The organism is Stenotrophomonas sp. YJH_SMC_130 (genome assembly GCF_059369035.1).
Genome location: NZ_JCAFSH010000017.1, coordinates 43,454 through 62,798, shown reverse-complemented (window position 1 = coordinate 62,798; position 19,345 = coordinate 43,454). Strand labels below are relative to the sequence as shown.

Annotated in this window: 20 protein-coding genes, 1 tRNA gene and 1 other RNA gene; 19 read left to right on the top strand and 3 right to left on the bottom strand. The window is 68.4% G+C overall.

Going from position 1 to position 19,345, the window contains the following annotated elements; genetic code table 11:
• The 6 genes from AC5P5V_RS15630 to selD form a co-directional block, all read left to right on the top strand.
• A partial coding sequence (locus AC5P5V_RS15630) for a hypothetical protein (RefSeq protein ID WP_308141611.1) occupies window positions 1-406 on the top strand: 406 nt, incomplete at its 5' end.
• Entirely contained in the window at window positions 387-1,370 is a 984-nt protein-coding gene (gene fdhE, locus AC5P5V_RS15625) for a formate dehydrogenase accessory protein FdhE (protein WP_154351356.1), read from the top strand. The genes AC5P5V_RS15630 and fdhE, both read left to right, overlap by 20 nt.
• A gap of 3 nt (window positions 1,371-1,373) precedes the next feature.
• Window positions 1,374-2,798: an L-seryl-tRNA(Sec) selenium transferase gene (gene selA, locus AC5P5V_RS15620; protein ID WP_061480718.1), complete on the top strand. Its 1,425-nt coding sequence runs from the start codon at window positions 1,374-1,376 to the stop codon at window positions 2,796-2,798.
• Window positions 2,795-4,726 carry a selenocysteine-specific translation elongation factor gene (selB, locus tag AC5P5V_RS15615; protein WP_134968837.1) on the top strand — a complete coding sequence of 644 codons (1,932 nt, stop codon included), beginning with the start codon at window positions 2,795-2,797 and terminating at the stop codon, window positions 4,724-4,726. Before selA ends, selB begins: the two co-directional genes overlap by 4 nt.
• A 24-nt stretch (window positions 4,727-4,750) precedes the next feature.
• A tRNA-Sec gene (locus AC5P5V_RS15610) sits at window positions 4,751-4,846 on the top strand.
• A gap of 26 nt (window positions 4,847-4,872) precedes the next feature.
• A complete protein-coding gene (selD, locus tag AC5P5V_RS15605) occupies window positions 4,873-5,952 on the top strand; it encodes a selenide, water dikinase SelD (protein WP_134968836.1) in 1,080 nt (359 codons plus the stop codon).
• A gap of 57 nt (window positions 5,953-6,009) precedes the next feature.
• Here selD and AC5P5V_RS15600 read toward each other — a convergent pair whose 3' ends face one another.
• Window positions 6,010-6,870: a YicC/YloC family endoribonuclease gene (locus AC5P5V_RS15600; protein ID WP_134968835.1), complete on the bottom strand. Its 861-nt coding sequence runs from the start codon at window positions 6,868-6,870 to the stop codon at window positions 6,010-6,012.
• Window positions 6,871-6,995: 125 nt separating this feature from the next.
• On the opposite strand from AC5P5V_RS15600, the gene rph reads away from it, so the two are divergent.
• The 7 genes from rph (at window position 6,996) to pepQ (ending at window position 14,242) form a co-directional block, all read left to right on the top strand.
• Entirely contained in the window at window positions 6,996-7,721 is a 726-nt protein-coding gene (gene rph, locus AC5P5V_RS15595) for a ribonuclease PH (RefSeq protein ID WP_049426699.1), read from the top strand.
• A complete protein-coding gene (locus AC5P5V_RS15590) occupies window positions 7,718-8,107 on the top strand; it encodes a VOC family protein (protein WP_134968834.1) in 390 nt (129 codons plus the stop codon). The genes rph and AC5P5V_RS15590 overlap by 4 nt, the downstream gene beginning before the upstream one ends.
• Complete coding sequence (gene rdgB / locus AC5P5V_RS15585; RefSeq protein WP_134968833.1) at window positions 8,104-8,700, top strand: RdgB/HAM1 family non-canonical purine NTP pyrophosphatase; 597 nt, start codon at window positions 8,104-8,106, stop codon at window positions 8,698-8,700. Before AC5P5V_RS15590 ends, rdgB begins: the two co-directional genes overlap by 4 nt.
• Before the next feature lie 56 nt (window positions 8,701-8,756).
• Window positions 8,757-9,983, top strand: coding sequence for a radical SAM family heme chaperone HemW (hemW, locus tag AC5P5V_RS15580; protein ID WP_134968832.1), 1,227 nt, complete (start codon window positions 8,757-8,759; stop codon window positions 9,981-9,983).
• A 201-nt stretch (window positions 9,984-10,184) separates the two neighbouring features.
• Window positions 10,185-12,464: a DUF1631 family protein gene (locus AC5P5V_RS15575; protein WP_134968831.1), complete on the top strand. Its 2,280-nt coding sequence runs from the start codon at window positions 10,185-10,187 to the stop codon at window positions 12,462-12,464.
• Window positions 12,461-12,835: a PilZ domain-containing protein gene (locus AC5P5V_RS15570; protein ID WP_005418979.1), complete on the top strand. Its 375-nt coding sequence runs from the start codon at window positions 12,461-12,463 to the stop codon at window positions 12,833-12,835. Before AC5P5V_RS15575 ends, AC5P5V_RS15570 begins: the two co-directional genes overlap by 4 nt.
• 75 nt (window positions 12,836-12,910) lie before the next feature.
• A complete protein-coding gene (gene pepQ / locus AC5P5V_RS15565; protein ID WP_231352281.1) occupies window positions 12,911-14,242 on the top strand; it encodes a Xaa-Pro dipeptidase in 1,332 nt (443 codons plus the stop codon).
• Window positions 14,243-14,691: 449 nt separating this feature from the next.
• On the opposite strand, the gene AC5P5V_RS15560 is transcribed toward pepQ, so the two are convergent.
• Together AC5P5V_RS15560 and AC5P5V_RS15555 are read right to left on the bottom strand one after the other, a co-directional pair.
• On the bottom strand, window positions 14,692-16,014 hold the full coding sequence (locus AC5P5V_RS15560; RefSeq protein ID WP_134968839.1) for an aminopeptidase P N-terminal domain-containing protein: 1,323 nt from the start codon (window positions 16,012-16,014) through the stop codon (window positions 14,692-14,694).
• Window positions 16,015-16,019: 5 nt separating this feature from the next.
• A complete protein-coding gene (locus AC5P5V_RS15555; protein WP_005418994.1) occupies window positions 16,020-16,568 on the bottom strand; it encodes a UPF0149 family protein in 549 nt (182 codons plus the stop codon).
• 154 nt (window positions 16,569-16,722) lie between these two features.
• Between AC5P5V_RS15555 and AC5P5V_RS15550 the strand changes: the two genes are divergently transcribed.
• The 6 genes from AC5P5V_RS15550 to rpiA all read left to right on the top strand — a co-directional run bounded on the left by AC5P5V_RS15550 (window position 16,723) and on the right by rpiA (window position 19,344).
• The gene (locus AC5P5V_RS15550) at window positions 16,723-16,944 is read left to right on the top strand and encodes a TIGR02449 family protein (protein ID WP_005418996.1); all 222 of its coding nucleotides are present in this window, start codon (window positions 16,723-16,725) and stop codon (window positions 16,942-16,944) included.
• Window positions 16,941-17,237 carry a cell division protein ZapA gene (locus AC5P5V_RS15545; protein WP_180877994.1) on the top strand — a complete coding sequence of 99 codons (297 nt, stop codon included), beginning with the start codon at window positions 16,941-16,943 and terminating at the stop codon, window positions 17,235-17,237. The genes AC5P5V_RS15550 and AC5P5V_RS15545 overlap by 4 nt, the downstream gene beginning before the upstream one ends.
• A gap of 97 nt (window positions 17,238-17,334) precedes the next feature.
• Window positions 17,335-17,520, top strand: a non-coding RNA gene (gene ssrS, locus AC5P5V_RS15540) — 6S RNA.
• A gap of 83 nt (window positions 17,521-17,603) precedes the next feature.
• Window positions 17,604-18,197: a 5-formyltetrahydrofolate cyclo-ligase gene (locus tag AC5P5V_RS15535; protein WP_032954483.1), complete on the top strand. Its 594-nt coding sequence runs from the start codon at window positions 17,604-17,606 to the stop codon at window positions 18,195-18,197.
• Window positions 18,194-18,673, top strand: a complete 480-nt coding sequence (locus AC5P5V_RS15530; RefSeq protein WP_061480756.1) for an EVE domain-containing protein — start codon at window positions 18,194-18,196, stop codon at window positions 18,671-18,673. The genes AC5P5V_RS15535 and AC5P5V_RS15530 overlap by 4 nt, the downstream gene beginning before the upstream one ends.
• A gap of 23 nt (window positions 18,674-18,696) precedes the next feature.
• Entirely contained in the window at window positions 18,697-19,344 is a 648-nt protein-coding gene (rpiA, locus tag AC5P5V_RS15525) for a ribose-5-phosphate isomerase RpiA (RefSeq protein WP_005419003.1), read from the top strand.
• Window position 19,345 lies beyond the last annotated feature (1 nt).

The window sequence follows — 19,345 nt, the reverse complement described above, 5'->3', positions numbered from 1 at the left end:
GCTTCGCAAGCAAAGCGCCCTCACCCATGTAAGCTCGGTCGCCGCTTGCTCGTGTGCGCAATCCTGCGCACGCGGCAAGACCGGGGTTGGGCGTCCTGCCCAACCCGCCCGAGGCATGCCTCGGGCCCATGCGGCTCACGCTCCCGCAACCGGATCCACCCCGCCTTCGACAGTTGGCCGCGATCTGTCGGTGGGTGCCGACCGTTGGTCGGCACTGATCGAATCCCGACCAGCGCTCGGGATCCACTTTCAACCAACCGATGGGGTCAGATCCGTTTTCCTGTGGAAAACGGATCTGACCCCAACCTTTCAAATGGCCGGCAACACGCTGGACGCCAGCGCCGACAACAGCGAGGATGGAGCCTGGTTCTTCTGGCTGGCCCTGCATGGCGCAACGCATCCTTGAACCCGGTGAGATCGAGACGCTCGCCTCGCGCGATGTGCCGCGCATCATCCTGCCTGATACCGAGTCACTGTTTGCTACGCGCGCGGCACGCCTGCGCAGCCTCGCCGCGCACAGTGCCATCGGCGGCTACCTGCAGCTGCTGGCGGCGCTGGCCGATGCACAGCAGGCGCTGCTGGAGGATCTGACACCGCAGCAACGCGAGGACCTGCAGGCACAGGCGCGTGCACAGCAGTCGAGCGCGGCGGCCGGCGCCGGCATGCCATTGCGGCCGGCCAACGCGCTGCAACTGGATGGGCGCTGGCGCGACTGGCTGCGCACGCTGTGCCGGCACTGTGCCGACGAGGCCGGGCTGCCTGCGGAAACCCGGCAGGAGCTGCAGCGCGTCGCGGCTGCTGATGATGCGTGGCTGGATGCACAGGCGCATGCGGTGCTGGAACGCGATGACGCGCCCTCGGTCGACGCCGTCGCTGCGCTGCTGGTGATGAACGCGCTGCAGGTGTACTGGGCGGTGCTCGCCGCCAGCTTCCATCCGACCGACCTGAAGCCGCTGGCCGATGCACCGGGGCTGTGCCCGCTCTGTGGCACGCTGCCGGTGGCCAGCGTGGTGCAGGCGCGCCCGCCCTACGCCGCCTATCGCTACCTGTCGTGCTCGCTGTGTGCCTGCCAGTGGCATTACGTGCGCGTGCAGTGCAGCCAGTGCGGCGCCGCAGGCAAGGACATTGCCTATCGCGCCCTGGCCGATGTGGACGGTGACCGCGGCGAGGCGGTGCGCGAGAGTGCGGTGCGCGCCGAGACCTGCGACCACTGCCACAGCTATCGCAAGATCCTGTACCTGGAGAAAGATCCGTCACTGGAGCCGGTGGCCGATGACCTCGGCACGCTGGCGCTGGACCTGCTGCTGGCCGAGGAAGGCTATGCGCGCGCCAGCCAGAACCCGCTGCTGTGGCAATCCGACGGCGACTGACCTATGCCACGCTCGCACGCCACACCGGCATCGGCCGCCGCCCTGCCTTCGCTGGACCGGCTGCTGCGCCTGCCTGCGTTATCGGCCATGATCGAACGCCACGGCCGCAGCCGCATCACCCAACTGCTGCGCGCACACCTGCAGGAACTACGCGACCGTATCAGCGCCGCGCAGCTCTCGGCCGAACGCCTCGAACAGGCCATCAACGGCCCGTCGCTGGTCGCGGCGCTCGACGCCGCACTGGCGGCCGATGCACGGCTGGACCTGCAGCCGATCTTCAACCTGACCGGCACCGTGCTGCACACCAACCTGGGCCGCGCCCTGTTGCCCAATGTCGCCGTGCAGGCGGTCACCCGCGCAATGACAGCGCCGGTCGATCTGGAATTCGACATCACCCGCGGCCGCCGCGGCGACCGCGATGCACGGGTGCAGGCGCTGGTCTGCGAACTGACGGGCGCCGAAGCCGCCACCGTGGTCAACAACAATGCGGCGGCGGTCCTGCTGCTGCTCAACAGCCTGGCCAACCGCCGCGAGGTGGTCGTCTCGCGCGGCGAACTGGTGGAGATCGGCGGCGCCTTCCGCATTCCCGATGTGATGCGCAGCGCCGGCGCGCGACTGCTGGAAGTGGGCACCACCAACCGTACCCACCCGGCCGACTTCGCCCATGCCATCGGCGCCCGTACCGCGTTGCTGATGGAAGTGCATGCCAGCAACTACGCGATCACCGGTTTCACCGCCAAGGTCGACACTGCGGCAATGGCTGCGATCGCGCACGAGCACGGCCTGCCGCTGGTGGTGGACCTGGGCAGTGGCAGCCTGTGCGACCTGGCGGCCTTCGGCCTGCCGCACGAGCCCACCGTGCAGGAAGCACTGGCGGCCGGCGCCGATCTGGTTTCGTTCAGTGGCGACAAACTGCTGGGCGGCCCCCAGGCCGGGATCATCGCCGGCCGCGCCGACCTGATCGCGCGGATCAACCGCAACCCGCTCAAGCGGGCGCTGCGCATGGACAAGATGGGCCTGGCCGCACTGGAAGCCGTGCTGGCCCTGTACCGCGAACCGGAACTGCTGGCACTGCGGCTGCCGACCCTGCGCAGCCTTTCGCGCCTGCGGGATGACATCGACGAGCAGGCACACCGCCTGCTGCAGCCGATGCGCGCGTCGCTGGCCGCCGACTATGCGCTTGAACGGGCTTCGATGTACAGCCAGATCGGCAGCGGCGCGCAGCCACAGGCGCAGCTGGCCAGCGCCGGACTGCGCGTTACCAGCGCGCGCCGCGGCGGGCTGGATCGCTTGGCCAAGCGCTTGCGCCAGCTGCCGCGGCCGGTGCTGGGCCGCATTGCCGATGACGCGCTTTGGCTGGACCTGCGCTGCCTGGAACCCACTGACGAAGCCGCCTTCCTCGCGCAATGGAGCACGCTGCAGGCATGATCGTTGGCACCGCCGGGCATATCGACCATGGCAAGACCAGCCTGGTGCGCGCACTGACCGGCATCGAAACCGATCGCCTGCAGGAAGAACGCACACGCGGCATCTCCATCGAGCTGGGCTATGCCTATGTCCCGGTGGAGAACACAGGCGGAGGGAATGCCGAGGCGACGCTGGGTTTCGTCGATGTGCCGGGCCATGAACGCTTCGTGCATACGATGGTGGCCGGCGCCACCGGCATCGATGTCGCCCTGCTGGTGATCGCCGCCGACGACGGTGTGATGCCGCAGACCCGCGAGCACCTGGCAATCCTGCAGTTGCTGGGCGTGGATCGCGGTGCAGTCGCCCTGACCAAGATCGACCGCGTGGACGCCGCGCGCATCGCCCGGGTCGAGATCGAGATCGCCGCGCTGCTGGCCGGAACGCCGCTGCAGGATTCCCCCGTATTCGCCTGCAACAGCACCGTACCCGACGATGCTGGCATCAACGCGCTGCGTACCCAGCTGCACGCGTGGGCGTCGGACGACGCCAACACGCGCCAGGCCGAACTGCGCGGCGAGCTGTTCCGCATGCCGGTGGACCGCGTGTTCTCGCTGGCCGGCCACGGCACGCTGGTGACCGGCGCAGCGCACGGCGGCATCGCTGCCGTGGGTGAGCATCTGCAGCTGATGCCGGCCGCCACGGACGTGCGCGTACGCAGCATCCACGCGCAGAACCAGGCCAGCGAACACGCCATGGCCGGGCAGCGCTGCGCGTTGAACCTGGCCGCCATCGCCCGCGACGACATCCACCGCGGCGACTGGATCGCCGATCCACGTGCGCTACGGGCGACCCGTCGCGTCGACGTACGCCTGCGGCTTTCCGCACTGGCCGCACCGTTGCGGGACTGGGCGCCGCTGCACATCCACTGGGGCACGATGCATCGGCAGGCCCATGTGGTGCTGCTGGAGGACGACGATCACGGTGATGGACAGTTGGTGCAGCTGGTGTTCGATGCCCCGGTCTGCGCGATGTGTGGTGATCGCTTCATCGCCCGTGATTCAGCGGCGATCCGCACGTTGGGCGGTGGCATCGTGCTCGATCCGGACCCACCACAGCGGCGCCGGCGCAGCCCGGCACGGCTCGCCTGGCTGGGCGCACTGGAGCAGCTGGCCACAGGTGCTGGAATCGGTCCGCTGTTGCAGCAGGCTTCCTTCGGCATAGCCATGGCCGCCCTGCAACGCTACTGCCGGCGCGCGGCCGACCGGATCGATCTGCCTGCAGACACACAGCGCATCGTCACCCGCGAAGACACGGTGGTCATCCTTGCTTCGCACTGGCAGGCGCTTCGCGAACAGGTGACCATGTCGCTGCGCAGCTGGCACGAGCGACGTCCGGATGAACCCGGTGTTGATAGCGGGCGCCTGCAGCGCAGTACGCTGCCCGCGCTTGCAACGAGCCTGTGGAATGCTCTGCTGCAGGGCCTGCTGGACGACGGCAGCGTGCAGCGCGTGGGCGCCTGGTGGCGCCTGCCCGGCCATGACCATGCGCCGCCGGAACGCGAGCGACTTCTGCTGGAACGCGTGCTGCCGCAACTGCACGCCGGTCGCTTTGATCCACCGTGGGTGCGCACGCTGGCCACCGACGCCGGTCTGGCCGAAGACGAGGTCCGCGCCGTCCTGCGCCGCGCCACTGCGCGTGGCGAACTGTTCCAGGTGGTGCCGGACCTGTTCTATGCACCGGCCCGCATTGCCGAGCTGGCCGCGATCGTCGCGCAGCTGTCGCAGGCCACCGGCACGGTGGATGCGGCCACCTTCCGCGATGCCATCGGCCTGGGCCGCAAGCGCAGCATCCAGATCTTGGAGTTCTTCAACCGCGTTGGCTACACTCGACGCGTCGGTGACCAGCATCGGCCGCGCGGCGACCTGCAGTGGAACGCAGCCCGCGAATGAGCCCACCGGTGCCGCCGTACTTTCGGAAGGCATGCGCATCCGGGCATGCGGCTGGGCTTCAAACCCAGTAGGGGGCGTCGATCGTTCCCTGGTAGGTTCGACTCCTGCTGCCTTCCGCCATTGGTGTTTCCGCAGGAGATGTCGGCATGGCCACGCACGCGCAGTCCCCCGCCCCTTCAACGGCCGATGCCCCGCAACGACTGACTTCGCTGGCACACGGCGGCGGCTGCGGCTGCAAGATCGCGCCGGGCGTGCTGTCCGAACTGCTGCGGGGCGTGCCAGCGCTTCCGGCACCGGCCGAACTGCTGGTCGGCCGCGAGACCAGCGACGACGCCGCGGTGTACCGCCTCGATGATCGCCAGGCAATCGTCGCCACTACCGATTTCTTCATGCCGATTGTGGACGACCCGTTCGACTTCGGCCGCATCGCTGCCACCAACGCGCTGTCGGACCTGTATGCGATGGGGGCACGACCATTGTTCGCGCTGGCCATCGTCGGCATGCCGATCAACACGCTGCCGCAGGAGACCATCCGCGGCATCCTGCAGGGCGGCGAGCGTGCCTGCGCCGATGCCGGCATCGTGGTCGCTGGAGGCCACAGCATCGATTCGGTGGAACCCATCTATGGCCTGGCCGCGATCGGCGTGCTCGACCCGCAGCGGCTCAGGCGCAATGCCGATGCCCGCGCCGGCGATGTACTGGTGCTGGGCAAGCCGCTGGGCGTGGGCGTGTATTCGTCGGCGCTGAAGAAAGAAGTGCTGGATGCCGAGGGCTACCAGCAGATGATCGCGTCGACCACCCGCCTGAATACCGTGGGCGTGCCGCTGGCCGCGCTGGACGGTGTGCACGCAATGACCGACGTCACCGGTTTCGGCCTGCTCGGCCACCTGCTGGAAGTGTGCCGGGCCAGTGGCGTTGCCGCCGAAGTGGACAGCGCGCAGATCCCGCTGCTGCCGCAGGCCTTGGACCTGCTGCAGCGCGGCTGCTTGACCGGCGCCTCCAATCGCAACTGGGCCTCGTATGGTGCGGAGGTGCGTTTCGCCGATGGGTTGTCGGCACACTGGCAGCCGCTGCTGACCGACCCACAGACCAGCGGTGGGCTGCTGGTGTCCTGCGCCCCTGAAGCGGTGGACGCGGTGCTGGCCTGCTTCCACGACGCAGGGTTCAGCCAGGCGGCTGTGGTGGGACGGTTGGGCGAGGGAACGCCGGGCGTCAGCGTGCGCTGATGCGCTGAAACGACAAGGGCGCCCGAAGACGCCCCTGCTGTACCGCGGGATGCAGCATCACTCGATGTTCTGCACCTGTTCGCGGATCTGGTCGATCAGCACCTTCAGCTCCACCGCGGCATTGGACGTACGGCTGTCCACCGACTTCGAGCCCAGCGTATTGGCTTCGCGGTTGAACTCCTGCAGCAGGAAGTCCAGGCGGCGACCGACCGGCTCGCGCTGCTTGAGCACGCGGCGGATCTCGACAATGTGGCTGCCAAGGCGATCCAGCTCCTCATCCACGTCCAGCTTCTGCAGCCAGAGCACCAGTTCCTGCTCGGCGCGGCCGGAATCGACCGGGTGCGGCAGGTCGGCCAGGCGTGCAGCCAGCTTGGCGCGCTGGCCGTCGCGAATGGCCGGAATCAAGGTGCGCACTTCGATGGCGATGCGTTCGATGCCGTCCACGCGCTCACTGATGGCCGCCGACAGCTTTCCGCCTTCGCGCTCACGGGCCTCGACGAAGCCCTCCAGCACCTGGTCCAGCAGGGCCAGTGCCTCGGCCTGCAGGGCGGCGGCATCGGTGGCCTCGCCGCGGGTCACGCCGGGCAGCTGCAGCAGCTCGGTGAAGCTGACCTGCAGATTGGGGAAATCAGAGGTCAGCCGGTGCGCCAGGCGGCCCAGCTGGCCCAGCAGGGCCTCGTCCACCTGCAGGTTGGCCGCTGCCTCCGGTGCACGCAGGCGCATCACCAGATCCAGCTTGCCACGGCTCAGGCGTGCGGCGATGCGCTCGCGCAGCTGCGGTTCCAGCGCCCGCAGTTCTTCGGGCAGGCGGGTGCCGACCTCCAGGAAGCGGTGGTTGACCGAGCGCAGCTCGCAGCCCAGCGTGCCCCACGGGGTGACCCGCTCGCCGCCGGCATAGGCGGTCATGCTTCGAATCATGGAATGTGTCCGGTGCGTGCAAAGGGGGAATGGTACCCTAGCGCCCTCACCAGAGCCCCCTTGCCCGCCCCGTGAAGGCCGCGGGCGTGGCGGCGTACTCCCTCGCCATTACGGAACCCCGCACCATGTCCGATTCCCGCCCCAGCGGCCGCCAGCCCGACCAGCTCCGCCCGGTCGTCATCCAACGCGGCTTCACCCGCCACGCCGAAGGGTCGGTACTGGTGTGCTTCGGTGAAACCCGTGTGCTGTGCACCGCCAGCGTCGAGAACCGCGTGCCGGGCTTCCTGCGCGGCAAGGGCGAAGGCTGGGTCACCGCCGAGTACGGCATGCTGCCGCGCGCCACCCACACCCGCAGCGACCGTGAAGCGGCCCGTGGCAAGCAGGGCGGCCGCACACTGGAGATCCAGCGCCTGATCGGCCGCAGCCTGCGCGCGTGCGTGGACCGCAACGCGCTGGGCGAACGCACCATCACCCTCGACTGCGACGTGCTGCAGGCCGACGGTGGCACCCGCACTGCCGCCATCACCGGCGCCTACGTGGCCCTGGTCGATGCGGTGAACGTGCTGATGAAGCGTGGCGACATCAAGCGCAACCCGATCCTGGGCGCAGTGGCGGCGGTGTCGGTGGGCGTGTACCGCGGCACCCCGGTGCTGGACCTGGACTACGCCGAAGACAGCGACTGCGACACCGACATGAACGTGGTGATGAACGACGGTGGCGGCTTCATCGAACTGCAGGGCACCGCCGAAGGCCACGCCTTCCGTCGCGATGAACTGGACGCGCTGCTGGGCCTGGCCGAAAAGGGCGTGGCCGAGCTGCTGGCCGCGCAGCAGGCGGCGCTGTCGGCATGAACCGGCGCCTTGCCCTGACCACCCTGGTGGTGGCCGACTATGACGAAGCCATTGCCTGGTACACCGGCAAGCTCGGCTTCACGCTGCTGGAAGACATCGACCAGGGCCGCAAGCGCTGGGTGGTGGTCGGCCCGACCGACGGCAGCGCCGCCGCCCTGTTGCTGGCCCGTGCCAGCGACGAGGCACAGCGCAGCCGCATCGGCAACCAAACCGGTGGCCGCGTCGCCTTCTTCCTCAACACCGACGACTTCCACCGCGACCACGCGGCGATGCTGGCCGCCGGCGTCGAGTTCCTGGAAGCGCCGCGCGAAGAACCCTATGCAACGGTCGCGGTGTTCCGCGATCTGTATGGCAACACCTGGGACCTGCTGGAGCCCCGTCAATGAAGAAACTGGTACTGGCCAGCCACAACGCCGGCAAGCTGGTGGAGATGCAGGAGATCCTCGCCGACCTGCCGCTGCAGATCACCTCGGCCGCCGAACTGGGCCTGGGCGACGTGGAAGAGACCGGCCTGACCTTCGTCGAGAATGCGCTGCTGAAGGCACGCGCGGCCTGCGAAGCGACCGGCCTGCCGGCGCTGGCCGATGATTCCGGCCTGATCGTCGATGCCCTGGGTGGTGCACCGGGCCTGTACAGCGCGCGCTATGCCGGCCACCCGACCAACGCCGCGGCCAACAACGCCAAGCTGCTGGACGCGATGGCCGCAGTGCCCGACGGCCAGCGCAGCGCCCGCTTCTACGCGGTGATCGTGCTGCTGCGCCACGCCACCGACCCGCAGCCGCTGATCTGCGAAGGCCGCTGGGAAGGGCAGATCATCCGCGAGCTGCGTGGCACGAATGGTTTCGGCTACAACCCGGTGTTCCTGGACACCACCCACGGCCTGACCGCCGCGGAAATGGAGCCGGCACTGAAGAATGCCATCAGCCACCGTGCCATCGCCCTGCAGCAGCTCAAGCAGCAGCTGGCGACGCTGTACTGACGCCGCCTGATCGAACCAGGGAAGCCGGCCAGTGGCCGGCACTACCGATGAAGCCCATGCCGCACGCCCACGACCACTGCAACCACCTGCCCGGCGAAGCCTGCTCCGCTGCCCACGACAGCCCACCGCGGCTGGTGCCGCCACCGCTGTCGCTGTACGTGCACCTGCCGTGGTGCGTGCGCAAGTGCCCGTACTGCGATTTCAATTCGCACCAGGCCAAGGGTGAACTGCCGTTCGATGCCTACATCGACGCGCTGCTGCGTGACCTGGACCAGGACCTGCCACTGGTCTGGGGCCGGGTGGTGCACAGCGTGTTCTTCGGCGGCGGTACGCCCAGCCTGTTCCCGCCGGAAGCGATCGACCGTTTCCTGCAGCAGGCCAGCGCACGCCTGCGCTTCGCGCCCAATGCCGAAATCACGCTGGAAACCAACCCGGGCACCGCCGAGCATGGCCGCTTCGACCGCTACCGCGCGGCCGGCGTGAACCGCCTCAGCTTCGGCATCCAGAGTTTCGACGACGCCATGCTCAAGCGCCTGGGCCGCATCCACGACAGTGGCGAAGCCGAGCGCGCGGTGAAGATGGCGCAGGACGCGGGCTACGACAACGTCAACATCGACCTGATGTACGCGCTGCCGGAACAGACCCTGGCCGGTGCCGAGGCCGATCTAGAACGTGCATTTGCACTGCAACCGGCCCATATCTCGCACTACCAGCTGACCCTGGAACCGAACACGGTGTTCTTCGCGCGTCCGCCGCAGGGCATTCCCGATGAAGACAATGCCTGGGACATGCAGGAGCACTGCCAGGCGCTGCTGGCGCAGGCCGGTTTCAGCCAGTACGAAGTCAGCGCCTACGCACGCCCCGGTCGGCAGAGTGCGCACAACCTGAACTACTGGCGCTTCGGTGACTATCTGGGCATCGGTGCCGGCGCGCACGGCAAGATCAGCTCGGGTGCCGAAGAACACGTGCTGCGCCGCTGGAAGCTGAAGCATCCGCAGGCCTACCTGGACAGCGCGGGCACCCCGGCCTCGTTCGGTGGTGACAACGTGATCGCGCCGGAGCGGCTGCCGTTTGAGTACATGCTCAACCTGCTGCGCCTGCACGAAGGTTTCGGCCTGCGCGATTTCGAGTCGCGCACCGGGCTGCCGCGCAGCGTGCTGGACGCGCCCCTGGGCGAGGCCGTGCAGCGCGGCTGGCTGGACGTGGCGGAGGGCCACGTGCAGCCGACCGAGCTGGGCCGCCGGTTCACCAACGACGTGGTGAGCCTGTTCCTGGAGGACTAAACCTTCCGCCGTAGCGGGTAGCGCCGGCCGCTGGCCGGTACTCCGGTGGAGACAGCGTTGCCGGCCAGCGACCGGCACCACCGTTCATCCGTCGTCCCTCCCCAGCGGACGTGAGACACGTTCACCCTAAAGTAGCGCCGACTGCGGCCGACACGGTAGATTCACAAGATCGATCCGCGGGAATCCGGGTACCGCTCGCCGATGTCAGCTGTCTTTTCCATTACCTCTGCCGACAAAGCCCGCCTGGCCGCCAGCGACCTGCCACCGCGGGTGCGTGAGCTGCTGGGCGCGTTGATCGGCCTGTGCCGGCAAACGCTGGCCGCGCCGCTGATCCTGACCATCGAAGCGTTGGAGCAGACGCTGCTGCACGACGCGGATCGCGCGCGCAATCCGCAGCTGCAGGCGGAGCTGATGGCCCAGCGCGGCCAGTTGCATGCCTTCTCCGGTCATTTCGCTGACCGCATGCTTGATGCCGTGGCCGATGCGCTGATACGGCTGCGCGAACCCACGGCCCACTCCAGCCCCGGTTCCACGCCGCCGCCGCTGCCCGGCATGCTCGGGCTGTCGCTGGTCGATGAGCATGAAGTGGACCGCGACCTGCTGCTGACCGAGATGGTGCGGCGGGAAACGCTGCGCTCGACCAACACGCTGAACCTGCTGGGCCAACGCCTGGGCGTACTGGCGGCAGCACCGGCCTTCGAGGCCGACACCCTGCCGCTGGCACCGCAGGCACTGTGCGCCATGCTGCGCCGGATTGCCGAACAGGATTCGCTCGCCGTCGACGTTCAGCTGGCGCTGTACCGCAGCTTCGAACGCCAGGTGCTGGAACGCCTGGGCGACATCCTCGACCGTGCCAATGCCCTGTTGGCCCAGCACGGCGTGCTGCCCGGCCTGGTCTACACCCCCTATCTGGCGCGTTCATCGAGCACCCGGCGGATCATCACCCAGTCGGTGGGCGGTGGTCGCACCACGCAGCCGGCAAAGCGTGCCGCCGCGCCACTGACCGGCTGGAACGGATCGGCACCGGCTGGCTCCTGGTCGAGCCTGGTGCAGGACGCTTTCCAGGATGACAGCACGGCCGGCGCGGCCTTGCCGGGCCTGACCACCTCCACGGGCAGCGCGCTGCATGCGCTGCTGCAGCAGGCACGCCATGCCAGCGCAGCACCTGCGGATCGCGATGCAGTGCCGAGCGCGGCCGTGGATGCGGTCCTCGCACGCCTGCAGGCGCAGTCCAGCGCCGCCACCGGCGTGGCGGACCTGCAGGCGGCCGTGGTGGCGCAACTGCGCAGCGAGCATGGCATGCAGGCCCAGCTGGGCAGCCACGACCGCGACAGCCTCGACCTGCTGCGCATGCTGATGCAGCAGGTGCAGCAGCAGCAGCGTCCGGACCCGGTGCCGGCCGCCCTGCTGGCGCGCCTGCAGGTACCGCTGGCACGTGCGGCAATGGCCGACCCCGGCTTCTTCGTGCGCGACGAGCACCCCGCGCGCGAACTGCTCAACCAGATTGCCGAAGTCGGCGCCAACTGGCTGGGCGACGATGACGTCGACCCGCAGTTGCTGCAGCGCATGGCGCAGAGCGTGCAGGGCCTGCTGGGCCAGGATGCGCGGGCGCCGGAGGCCTTCGCCAGCGCGAACGAGGACGTGCAGCAGCATCAGCGCGCCGCAGCGCATCGCGCCGAGCTGGCCGAACGCCGCCATGTCGAAGCTGCACGCGGCAAGGAGCGGCTGGAACTCGCGCGGCGACAGGCCAGTGCACAGATCGACCAGTGCTGCGACGCGCAGGAGCCGCCCCGCTTCGTGCAGACCCTGCTGCGCCAGGCCTGGGCCGATGCCCTCACCCTGACCCGCCTGCGCCACGGCGACGATTCACCGCAGTGGCAGGAACGCCTGCAGCAGACCCAACGCATCGCCGCCATCACCGCGCAACCCGTTGATGCACCCGGCGGCACCGATGCAACGCTTGCTGCCGAGGTCGAGGCCGCCCTGCTGCAGGTCGGCTACCACGCCGAGGAAGCCGCCGCCGTCGCACGCAGGCTGGCCACGCCTGGCGGCGAGGACGAGAGCACCTCGCGTACCGAACTCAGTGCCCGCCTGAAGGCACGCGCGCGCCTGGGCGAGCACGCCGGTACGGCCGCCGGCACGACGCCCGCCACACCGCGCAGCAGTGCCGAGGAAGCCGCTTACCAGCAGCTGTCCTCCCTGCCCTTCGGCAGCTGGTTCGACATCGATACCGGCGATGGCACACTGCGCCGCCAGCGCCTGTCCTGGTACAGCCTGCTGACCGGCCACGCCCTGCTGGTCAATCCGCGCGGGCAGAAGATCGCCGATACCGACCTGGATACGCTGGCCCGGCAGATCAGCGCCGGCCAGGCGCAGCTGGTCACTGAGGACAAGGCCCGGCTGGTTGACCGTGCCTGGGAGGCCAGCCTTGGCGCATTGCGTGCACTGGCGGCCGGCCATACGCAGGAGACCTCCGCATGATCACCCAACCGCCGCAGGACACCCGCCGCGCACCGCGCCGCCAGGTCTCGGACCTGGTACCGGTCACCGACCAGATGCGCGAAAGCGTGGTGGGCCGGCTCGGCAATATCTCCGAAACCGGCATGCTGATGCTGGCCAGCGCACCGTTGCGCGAGGATGCGCTGTACCAGTTGCGCTTCCCCTTGCCGCTGGGCGACGGCCGCCACCAGGACATCGACGTGGGCGTGCACCTGCTGTGGAGCGAACCTGCACACGCCCCCGGACAGAGCTGGACCGGCTTCCGCTTCCTCACCCTGTCGCGCGAGCATCGGCAGCTGCTGCGCCAGTGGGTGGGCGAAGACAGCGACGAGGGGCCGGTTTCGACGGCCTGAGTGCCGGTTCCAGCACAGCGGTTTTTCCCGGTATGCGGCAGAATCTAGGGCCGTTTTCCGTGTCGAGCCACCGCAATGATCCAGCAAGACCCCGGCGCCCTGTATTCCGACCACCTGGCCGTGCTGTGCCGACGTGCCGAACAGGCGCTGGCCCGCGGCGGCTTCGATCACCTGGTGGTGCCCAGCGGCACCCTGCACTACCAGGTGTTCGATGATCGCGACTATCCGTATGCGGTGAACCCCCAGTTCAAGGCCTGGCTGCCGCTCACCCGCGTGCCCAACAGCTGGATTGTGTTCACCCCGGGCAAGCGCCCGGCGGTGATCTTCCACCAGCCCTTCGACTACTGGCACGTGGTGCCGGACGCGCCCAGCGGCTGGTGGGTGGAGCACTTCGACATCCACATCATCCGCAAGCCGGAAGACGCGCTGGCGCTGCTGCCGGCCGATCCATCGCGCTGCGCGATCCTCGGCGAGCCGCAGAGCGCGCTGGGCAGCTACGTGCCGAACAACCCGGCCCCGGTGGTGAACTACCTGGAATGGCACCGCGGCAGCAAGACACCGTATGAGATCGCACTGATGCGCCAGGCCCAGGTGCTGGGCGTGCGCGGCCACCGCGCTGCCGAGGCCGCATTCCGCAATGGCGCCGACGAGTTCAGCATCCACATGGCGTACTGCCAGGCGGTCGGCCAGGACGCCAACGAGCTGCCGTACGGCAATATCGTGGCGTTGAACGAACATGCCGCCGTGCTGCACTACACCGAGCTGGGCCGCAAGGCACCGCAGCCGCTGCGCAGCTTCCTGATCGATGCCGGCGCCAGTGCCCACGGCTACGCCAGCGACATCACCCGTACCTACGCCGCGCAGGGCCACGACGAGTTTGCGGCGATGATCGCCGCCGTCGACGCTGCCCAGCAGCAGATGTGCGCAGCGGTGCGCCCGGGCTTCGACTACAAGCAGCTGCACGTGGACGCACATCTTTCGCTGATGGGCGTACTGAAGGACTTCGGCGTGATCAAGGTCTCGCCGCAGACCGCGCTGGAGACCGGCGTCAGCGCCGCGTTCTTCCCGCATGGTATCGGCCACCTGATCGGCCTGCAGGTGCACGACGTGGCCGGTTTCGCGGCCAGCGACGAAGGCGGCCGCATCGAGCGCCCGGCGGGCCACCCGTACCTGCGCCTGACCCGCGTGCTGGAGCCGGGCATGGTGGTGACCATCGAACCGGGCCTGTACTTCATCGACATGCTGTTGAATGAAGTGAAGGACGCTGGCCACGGTGATGCGATCAACTGGGACCGCGTGGACTTCTTCCGTCCGTATGGCGGCATCCGCATCGAAGACGAAGTGCTGTGCACTGATGGCGAGGCGGACAACCTGACGCGGCCGGCGTTTGCGGCGGCCAACGGCTGAGCCCCTCGTGGTTGGCTGCTTGGAGCAATAGCCGCGCTTGGCGGGGCGGGGTGGGTTCGCGGGGGACGCCGTGAATCCATCCCTGGAGGCTTGGCCGCGGCATCCATGCCGCGGACACCCCCGCGAACCCACCCCGCCCCACCTCTGACAGTTTCCGTGTGCGTCCAACCACGGAAGAAAGAAAGAAAAGCAAAAGCGGGTCGCTCGCTGCGCTCGCTCTGTGTCGACCAAGGTCGACACCTACCAACAGCCGCGTGAACCTGTCGAAGGCGGGGTACTGTGGGTTTGCGGGGTGTGAGCCGCATGGATGCGGCGACCAAGCCTACAAGGACGTACTTGCGGCGGCCCCGCAAACCCACAGTACCCCGCCATCCCACGGAATGCCGCTGTTGCGGTTGCTGTTGCTGTGGCCTCTGCAGGTGCAGGGCTGCAAGCCCTGCCGAAAACCCCTACCCCGCCATCACCGCTTCGATCTCATCGGCGCTGCGCGCCAGGCCTTCGGTCAGCACGCGATGGCCGTCATCGGTGATCAGCACATCGTCTTCAGTGCGGATGCCGATACCGCGCCAACGCGGTTCCACCGTCGTGTCGTCCACGCCGATGTACAGCCCCGGCTCGATGGTGAACGCCATGCCAGGCTCCAGAAGGCGTGAATCACCGGCGAGGCGGTAATCGCCCACATCGTGCACGTCCAATCCGATCCAGTGGCCGGTCTTGTGCCGGTAGAAGCGCTGGTACAGGCCTTCGGACAGATTCTTTTCCAGCGTGCCCTTCAGCAGGCCCAGGCGCAGCAGGCCCTCGGTCAAGGTCTGCACTGCGGCCAGATGGCCGGCCTCGTAGGGCACGCCCGGCTTGGCCTGGGCCAGCGCCGCCGCCTGCGCCTCGCCGACCAGGTCGTGCAGCGCGCGCTGCTCGGCACTGAAGCGGCCGTTCACCGGGAAGGTGCGGGTGATGTCGCTGGCGTAGCCACGGTACTCGGCGCCGGCGTCGATCAGCACCAGCTCGCCATCGCGCGACCGCGCGTTGTTGTCGCGGTAATGCAGGATGCAGCCGTTGCGGCCGGCACCGACGATGCTGCAATACGCAGGGACCGCATCGCTGGCGCGGAACACGCGTTCCAGCTCGGCCTGCAGTTCATACTCGTGGATGCCGGCCCTGGCGGCCTTCATCGCCGCCAGATGCGCACGCACGCTGATCTGTGCGGCGTGGTGCATCAGTGCCACTTCGGCGCCGGATTTGAACAGGCGCTGCTCGTGCAGCAGGTGGCCCAGCTCCAGGAACTCATGGGGCGGCTGCGCACCGTGGCGTACCTGCGAACGCACGCGGTTGACCCAGCCGATCAGCTTCAGATCGAAGTCGGCGTCGCGGCCGAAGTGGTAGTAGACGCGCGAGCGCCCTTCCAACAGGCCCGGCAGGATGTCGTCCAGATCATCGATCGGGTAGGCATCGTCCATGCCGTACTGCGCTACCGCGCCTTCCTGGCCGGCGCGGCTGCCGTCCCAGGCCTCGCGCTCGGCATCGCGCTCGCGGCAGAACAGGATGGCCTCGCCGTGGCGGCGGCCCGGAATCAGCACCAGCACCGCTTCCGGTTCCGGGAAGCCGCTCAGGTACTGGAAATCCGAATCCTGGCGGAACGGATAATGGGTATCGAGGCTGCGCACCTTCTCGGCTGCGGCCGGCAGCACCAGGATCGCATCCTCGCCAGCCATGTCCATCAGCTGGCGGCGGCGACGCTTGTATTCGCCGGCCGCGATGCCGGTGCGCTGCCTGATATCCATCAGTTCAGGCGCTGCCGATGGCGCGCGGCCAGCACCACGTCGCCGTGCAGCAGCAGCACCGCCACGCGGATGAACTCCTCGATCTCCGACAGGGCTTCGTCGTCGTCATCGCCGCCGGCCTCGAAATCCTCACTGGACGCACGCGCCAGGCTGGCCATGTCGGTCAGCGCTTCTTCGCCCTCTTCGGACAGGGCCGGGCGGCGGCCGCCGCTGCCCAGGCCGAAGCCGCCCAGGAACGAGCGGGTCCAGCTGAACATGGCATCGGCCTGCGCGGACACGTCGTCGCTGTCGGCGAGCAGCAGTTCGAAGGCGAAGTCGCGGTCTTCCAGCTGCTTGATGGTGGCCTGCAGCAGCTGCCCCAGCACGCTGTCGGCGGCCACCGGCGGCAGGGTGTCGTCGGCGAGCACGCGCGCCGGCCAATCGTTGCCGGGGGCGCCGCCGGCGGCCAGCCAGCCGCACAGCGCGCCGTGCAGCTCGGCAGCGGTAGCGCCCAGGCCCAGCGCCTGGCTGGCGCGGGTAACGTCGTCGACGGAGGGAAGTTCGGTCATCGTGCGGCTCGTTCGGAATAAGGAAACCCGGGGTGCGCACGCGCGCGCCCGTGAGACCCCGTAGTGTAGCAACCCTGCGGCATCCTCTCGTGGCCGTCCGGCCTTGCTGCGACAGCGCTTGACCGCCCTCACCCGGCTTGCCTATCGTGCCCGCATGGAACCCGCCGATCCCCTTGCCCAGCTGCAGGACTTTGCCGCCCGCGTGGACGCGTTGCTTGAACGCAACCAGCGCCTGGCCGAGGAGAACCGCAGCCTGCGCCACCAGCAGGAACAGCTGGTGGCCGAGCGCTCGACGCTGCTGGCCAAGAACGAGCAGGCGCGCTCGCGGGTGGAAGCGATGATCAGCCGGCTCAAATCCCTGGAGCAGCACACATGAGCGCCGAACCGGTCAGTGTCCGCATCCTCGATCGTGAATACACCGTGGGCGTCGGCGCCGACGAACGCGACAGCCTGATGGCCGCCGCACGCCTGCTCGATGCGCGCATGCGCGAGATCCGCGGCAGCAACCGCATGGCCGCCGTCGACCGCGTCGCCGTGCTGGCCGCGCTGAACCTGGCCCACGAACTGCAGCTGCTGCGCGACGAGAACGCCCGCCAGGCCGTGGCGCTGCAGCAGACGCTGGCCGACCTGAACCGGCGCCTGGACCGCGCGATCGACGGCGGCGCCTGAAGACCGTGCACAACGCGTCTTCTCATATCTGAATTGGCACGGACTGTTGCCGACGAACGGCCTATCCAGATCCTGCGTGCTGGCTATAATGGCCACGCGTTCTCTGCGGTACTCGACGGCATGTGCAAACATTCGCCTTGTCCCTTAAGAACGACACCGGGAGCGCGACAGCGCCGGGAGTGCAGGTCCGCCTTGTAGCGGGAAGCCCGATGGTTCTCCAGCGTTCCCACTTGAGCCCCCGGGTTCAAGGTCGTTTCGCATGCATCGACATTGCGGAGAATGCAATATTCCAGCAAGGGCGGCGTCTTCGGGCGTCGCCCTTGTTCTTTCCGGCACAATGGCGGCTGATCCTTGCCGCTCGCTGCCATGACCGACCCGCGCCAGGCCTTGCGCCACGACCTGCGGCAACGCCGCCGTGACCTTAACGCTGGTGAGCGCATCGCCGCCGCCGAATCGCTTGCCGATGCCCTGCTCGCCCTGCCGTTCGCCCCGCGCGAAGGCGCGGTGGCCGGCTACTGGGCGCTGGATGGCGAAATCGCCCTGCACCGCTGGCAGCTGCAACTGCCCGAAGGACTCACCTACTGCCTGCCGGTGCTGGCCGGCGACGTGCTGCGCTTCGCACCATGGCGGCCCGGGCAGCCGCTGACCAGCAACCGCTATGGCATCCCCGAGCCGGACGTGGCCGTGGAAGACACCCTGGAACCGGAACGGATGGCGCTGGTCGTGACCCCATTGGTGGGGTTCGACGCACAGTGCCGCCGGCTGGGCATGGGGGGCGGCTGGTATGATCGCAGCTTCGCCTTCCGCCACGACCGGCCGGCGCCGCCCTGGCTGGTCGGTGCTGCGTTCGCGGTGCAGCAGGTCGAGTCCTTGCCGGTGGCGTCGTGGGACGTGCCGGTGGATGCGATCTGCACCGAAGACGGCACCCTGTTCCCCTCCGCTGCCCCCGTGAACGCATGACCGCCCGCAAGCGCTACTGGCTGATGAAGTCCGAACCGGACGCCTTCTCCATCGATGACCTGGCCAAGGTCAAGGTCGAACCCTGGAACGGGGTGCGCAACTACCAGGCGCGCAATTTCATGCGCGATGGCATGCAGGTGGGCGATGGCATCCTGTTCTACCACTCCAACACCAAGGTGCCCGGCATTGTCGGCCTGGCCACCGTGGCCAGCCCAGCCTACCCGGACGACACCCAGTTCGACCCGAAATCCGACTACCACGACCCCAAGAGCACGCGCGAGAACCCGCGCTGGATGCTGGTGGACGTGGCCTTCGACCGCAAGCTCAAGCAGGTGATCGCGCTGGACGAGATCAAGTTGCACGCTGACGAGCTGGGCGAGGGCTTCCCGCTGGTTGCCAGGGGCAATCGCCTGTCGGTGTTCCCGGTGACCGCCGCGCAGTGGAAGCTGCTGCTGTCGCTGGAAAAGAAATCCTGATTCCCTGCCTGAGAGTTCTTCCCATGTCCGAAGCCAAGCGCCTGGCCGCCGAGAAAGCCATCGAGTACGTCGAAGACGGCATGATCGTCGGTGTCGGCACCGGTTCCACCGTGGCCTATTTCATCGATGCCCTGGCCCGCATCCAGCACCGCATCAAGGGCGCCGTGTCCAGCTCCGAGCAGAGCACCGCACGCCTGAAGCAGCACGGCATCGAGGTGATCGAGCTGAACCACAGCGGCAACCTGTCGCTGTACGTCGATGGCGCCGACGAGTGCGACCCGAACAAGTGCCTGATCAAGGGCGGCGGCGCCGCACTGACCCGCGAGAAGATCATCGCCGAGGCCAGCGAGCGCTTCATCTGCATCGTCGACCCGAGCAAGCAGGTGCCGGTGCTGGGCAAGTTCCCGCTGCCGGTGGAAGTGATCCCGATGGCGCGCAGCCTGGTCGCCCGCCAGATCCGCGACATGACCGGCGGCCAGCCGACCTGGCGCGAGGGCGTGGTCACCGACAACGGCAACCAGATCCTGGACATCCACAACCTGCAGATCACCGATCCGGAAAAGCTGGAGCGCGAGCTCAACCAGCTGCCGGGCGTGGTCTGCGTCGGCCTGTTCGCGCGCCGTCGCGCCGATGTGGTGATCGTCGGCGGCGAGCCGCCGGTCGTGCTCTGAC

Bases quoted from the DNA above. Each gene is read 5' to 3' on its own strand.
- rpiA (WP_005419003.1), top strand. From the start codon at position 18,697: ATGTCCGAAGCCAAGCGCCTGGCCGCCGAGAAAGCCATCGAGTACGTC.
- selD (WP_134968836.1), top strand. From the start codon at position 4,873: ATGGCCACGCACGCGCAGTCCCCCGCCCCTTCAACGGCCGATGCCCCG.
- pepQ (WP_231352281.1), top strand. From the start codon at position 12,911: ATGATCCAGCAAGACCCCGGCGCCCTGTATTCCGACCACCTGGCCGTG.
- selA (WP_061480718.1), top strand. From the start codon at position 1,374: ATGCCACGCTCGCACGCCACACCGGCATCGGCCGCCGCCCTGCCTTCG.
- AC5P5V_RS15570 (WP_005418979.1), top strand. From the start codon at position 12,461: ATGATCACCCAACCGCCGCAGGACACCCGCCGCGCACCGCGCCGCCAG.
- selB (WP_134968837.1), top strand. From the start codon at position 2,795: ATGATCGTTGGCACCGCCGGGCATATCGACCATGGCAAGACCAGCCTG.
- fdhE (WP_154351356.1), top strand. From the start codon at position 387: ATGGCGCAACGCATCCTTGAACCCGGTGAGATCGAGACGCTCGCCTCG.
- hemW (WP_134968832.1), top strand. From the start codon at position 8,757: ATGCCGCACGCCCACGACCACTGCAACCACCTGCCCGGCGAAGCCTGC.
- AC5P5V_RS15600 (WP_134968835.1), bottom strand. From the start codon at position 6,870: ATGATTCGAAGCATGACCGCCTATGCCGGCGGCGAGCGGGTCACCCCG.
- rdgB (WP_134968833.1), top strand. From the start codon at position 8,104: ATGAAGAAACTGGTACTGGCCAGCCACAACGCCGGCAAGCTGGTGGAG.
- rph (WP_049426699.1), top strand. From the start codon at position 6,996: ATGTCCGATTCCCGCCCCAGCGGCCGCCAGCCCGACCAGCTCCGCCCG.
- AC5P5V_RS15530 (WP_061480756.1), top strand. From the start codon at position 18,194: ATGACCGCCCGCAAGCGCTACTGGCTGATGAAGTCCGAACCGGACGCC.
- AC5P5V_RS15590 (WP_134968834.1), top strand. From the start codon at position 7,718: ATGAACCGGCGCCTTGCCCTGACCACCCTGGTGGTGGCCGACTATGAC.
- AC5P5V_RS15550 (WP_005418996.1), top strand. From the start codon at position 16,723: ATGGAACCCGCCGATCCCCTTGCCCAGCTGCAGGACTTTGCCGCCCGC.
- AC5P5V_RS15555 (WP_005418994.1), bottom strand. From the start codon at position 16,568: ATGACCGAACTTCCCTCCGTCGACGACGTTACCCGCGCCAGCCAGGCG.
- AC5P5V_RS15545 (WP_180877994.1), top strand. From the start codon at position 16,941: ATGAGCGCCGAACCGGTCAGTGTCCGCATCCTCGATCGTGAATACACC.
- AC5P5V_RS15535 (WP_032954483.1), top strand. From the start codon at position 17,604: ATGACCGACCCGCGCCAGGCCTTGCGCCACGACCTGCGGCAACGCCGC.
- AC5P5V_RS15575 (WP_134968831.1), top strand. From the start codon at position 10,185: ATGTCAGCTGTCTTTTCCATTACCTCTGCCGACAAAGCCCGCCTGGCC.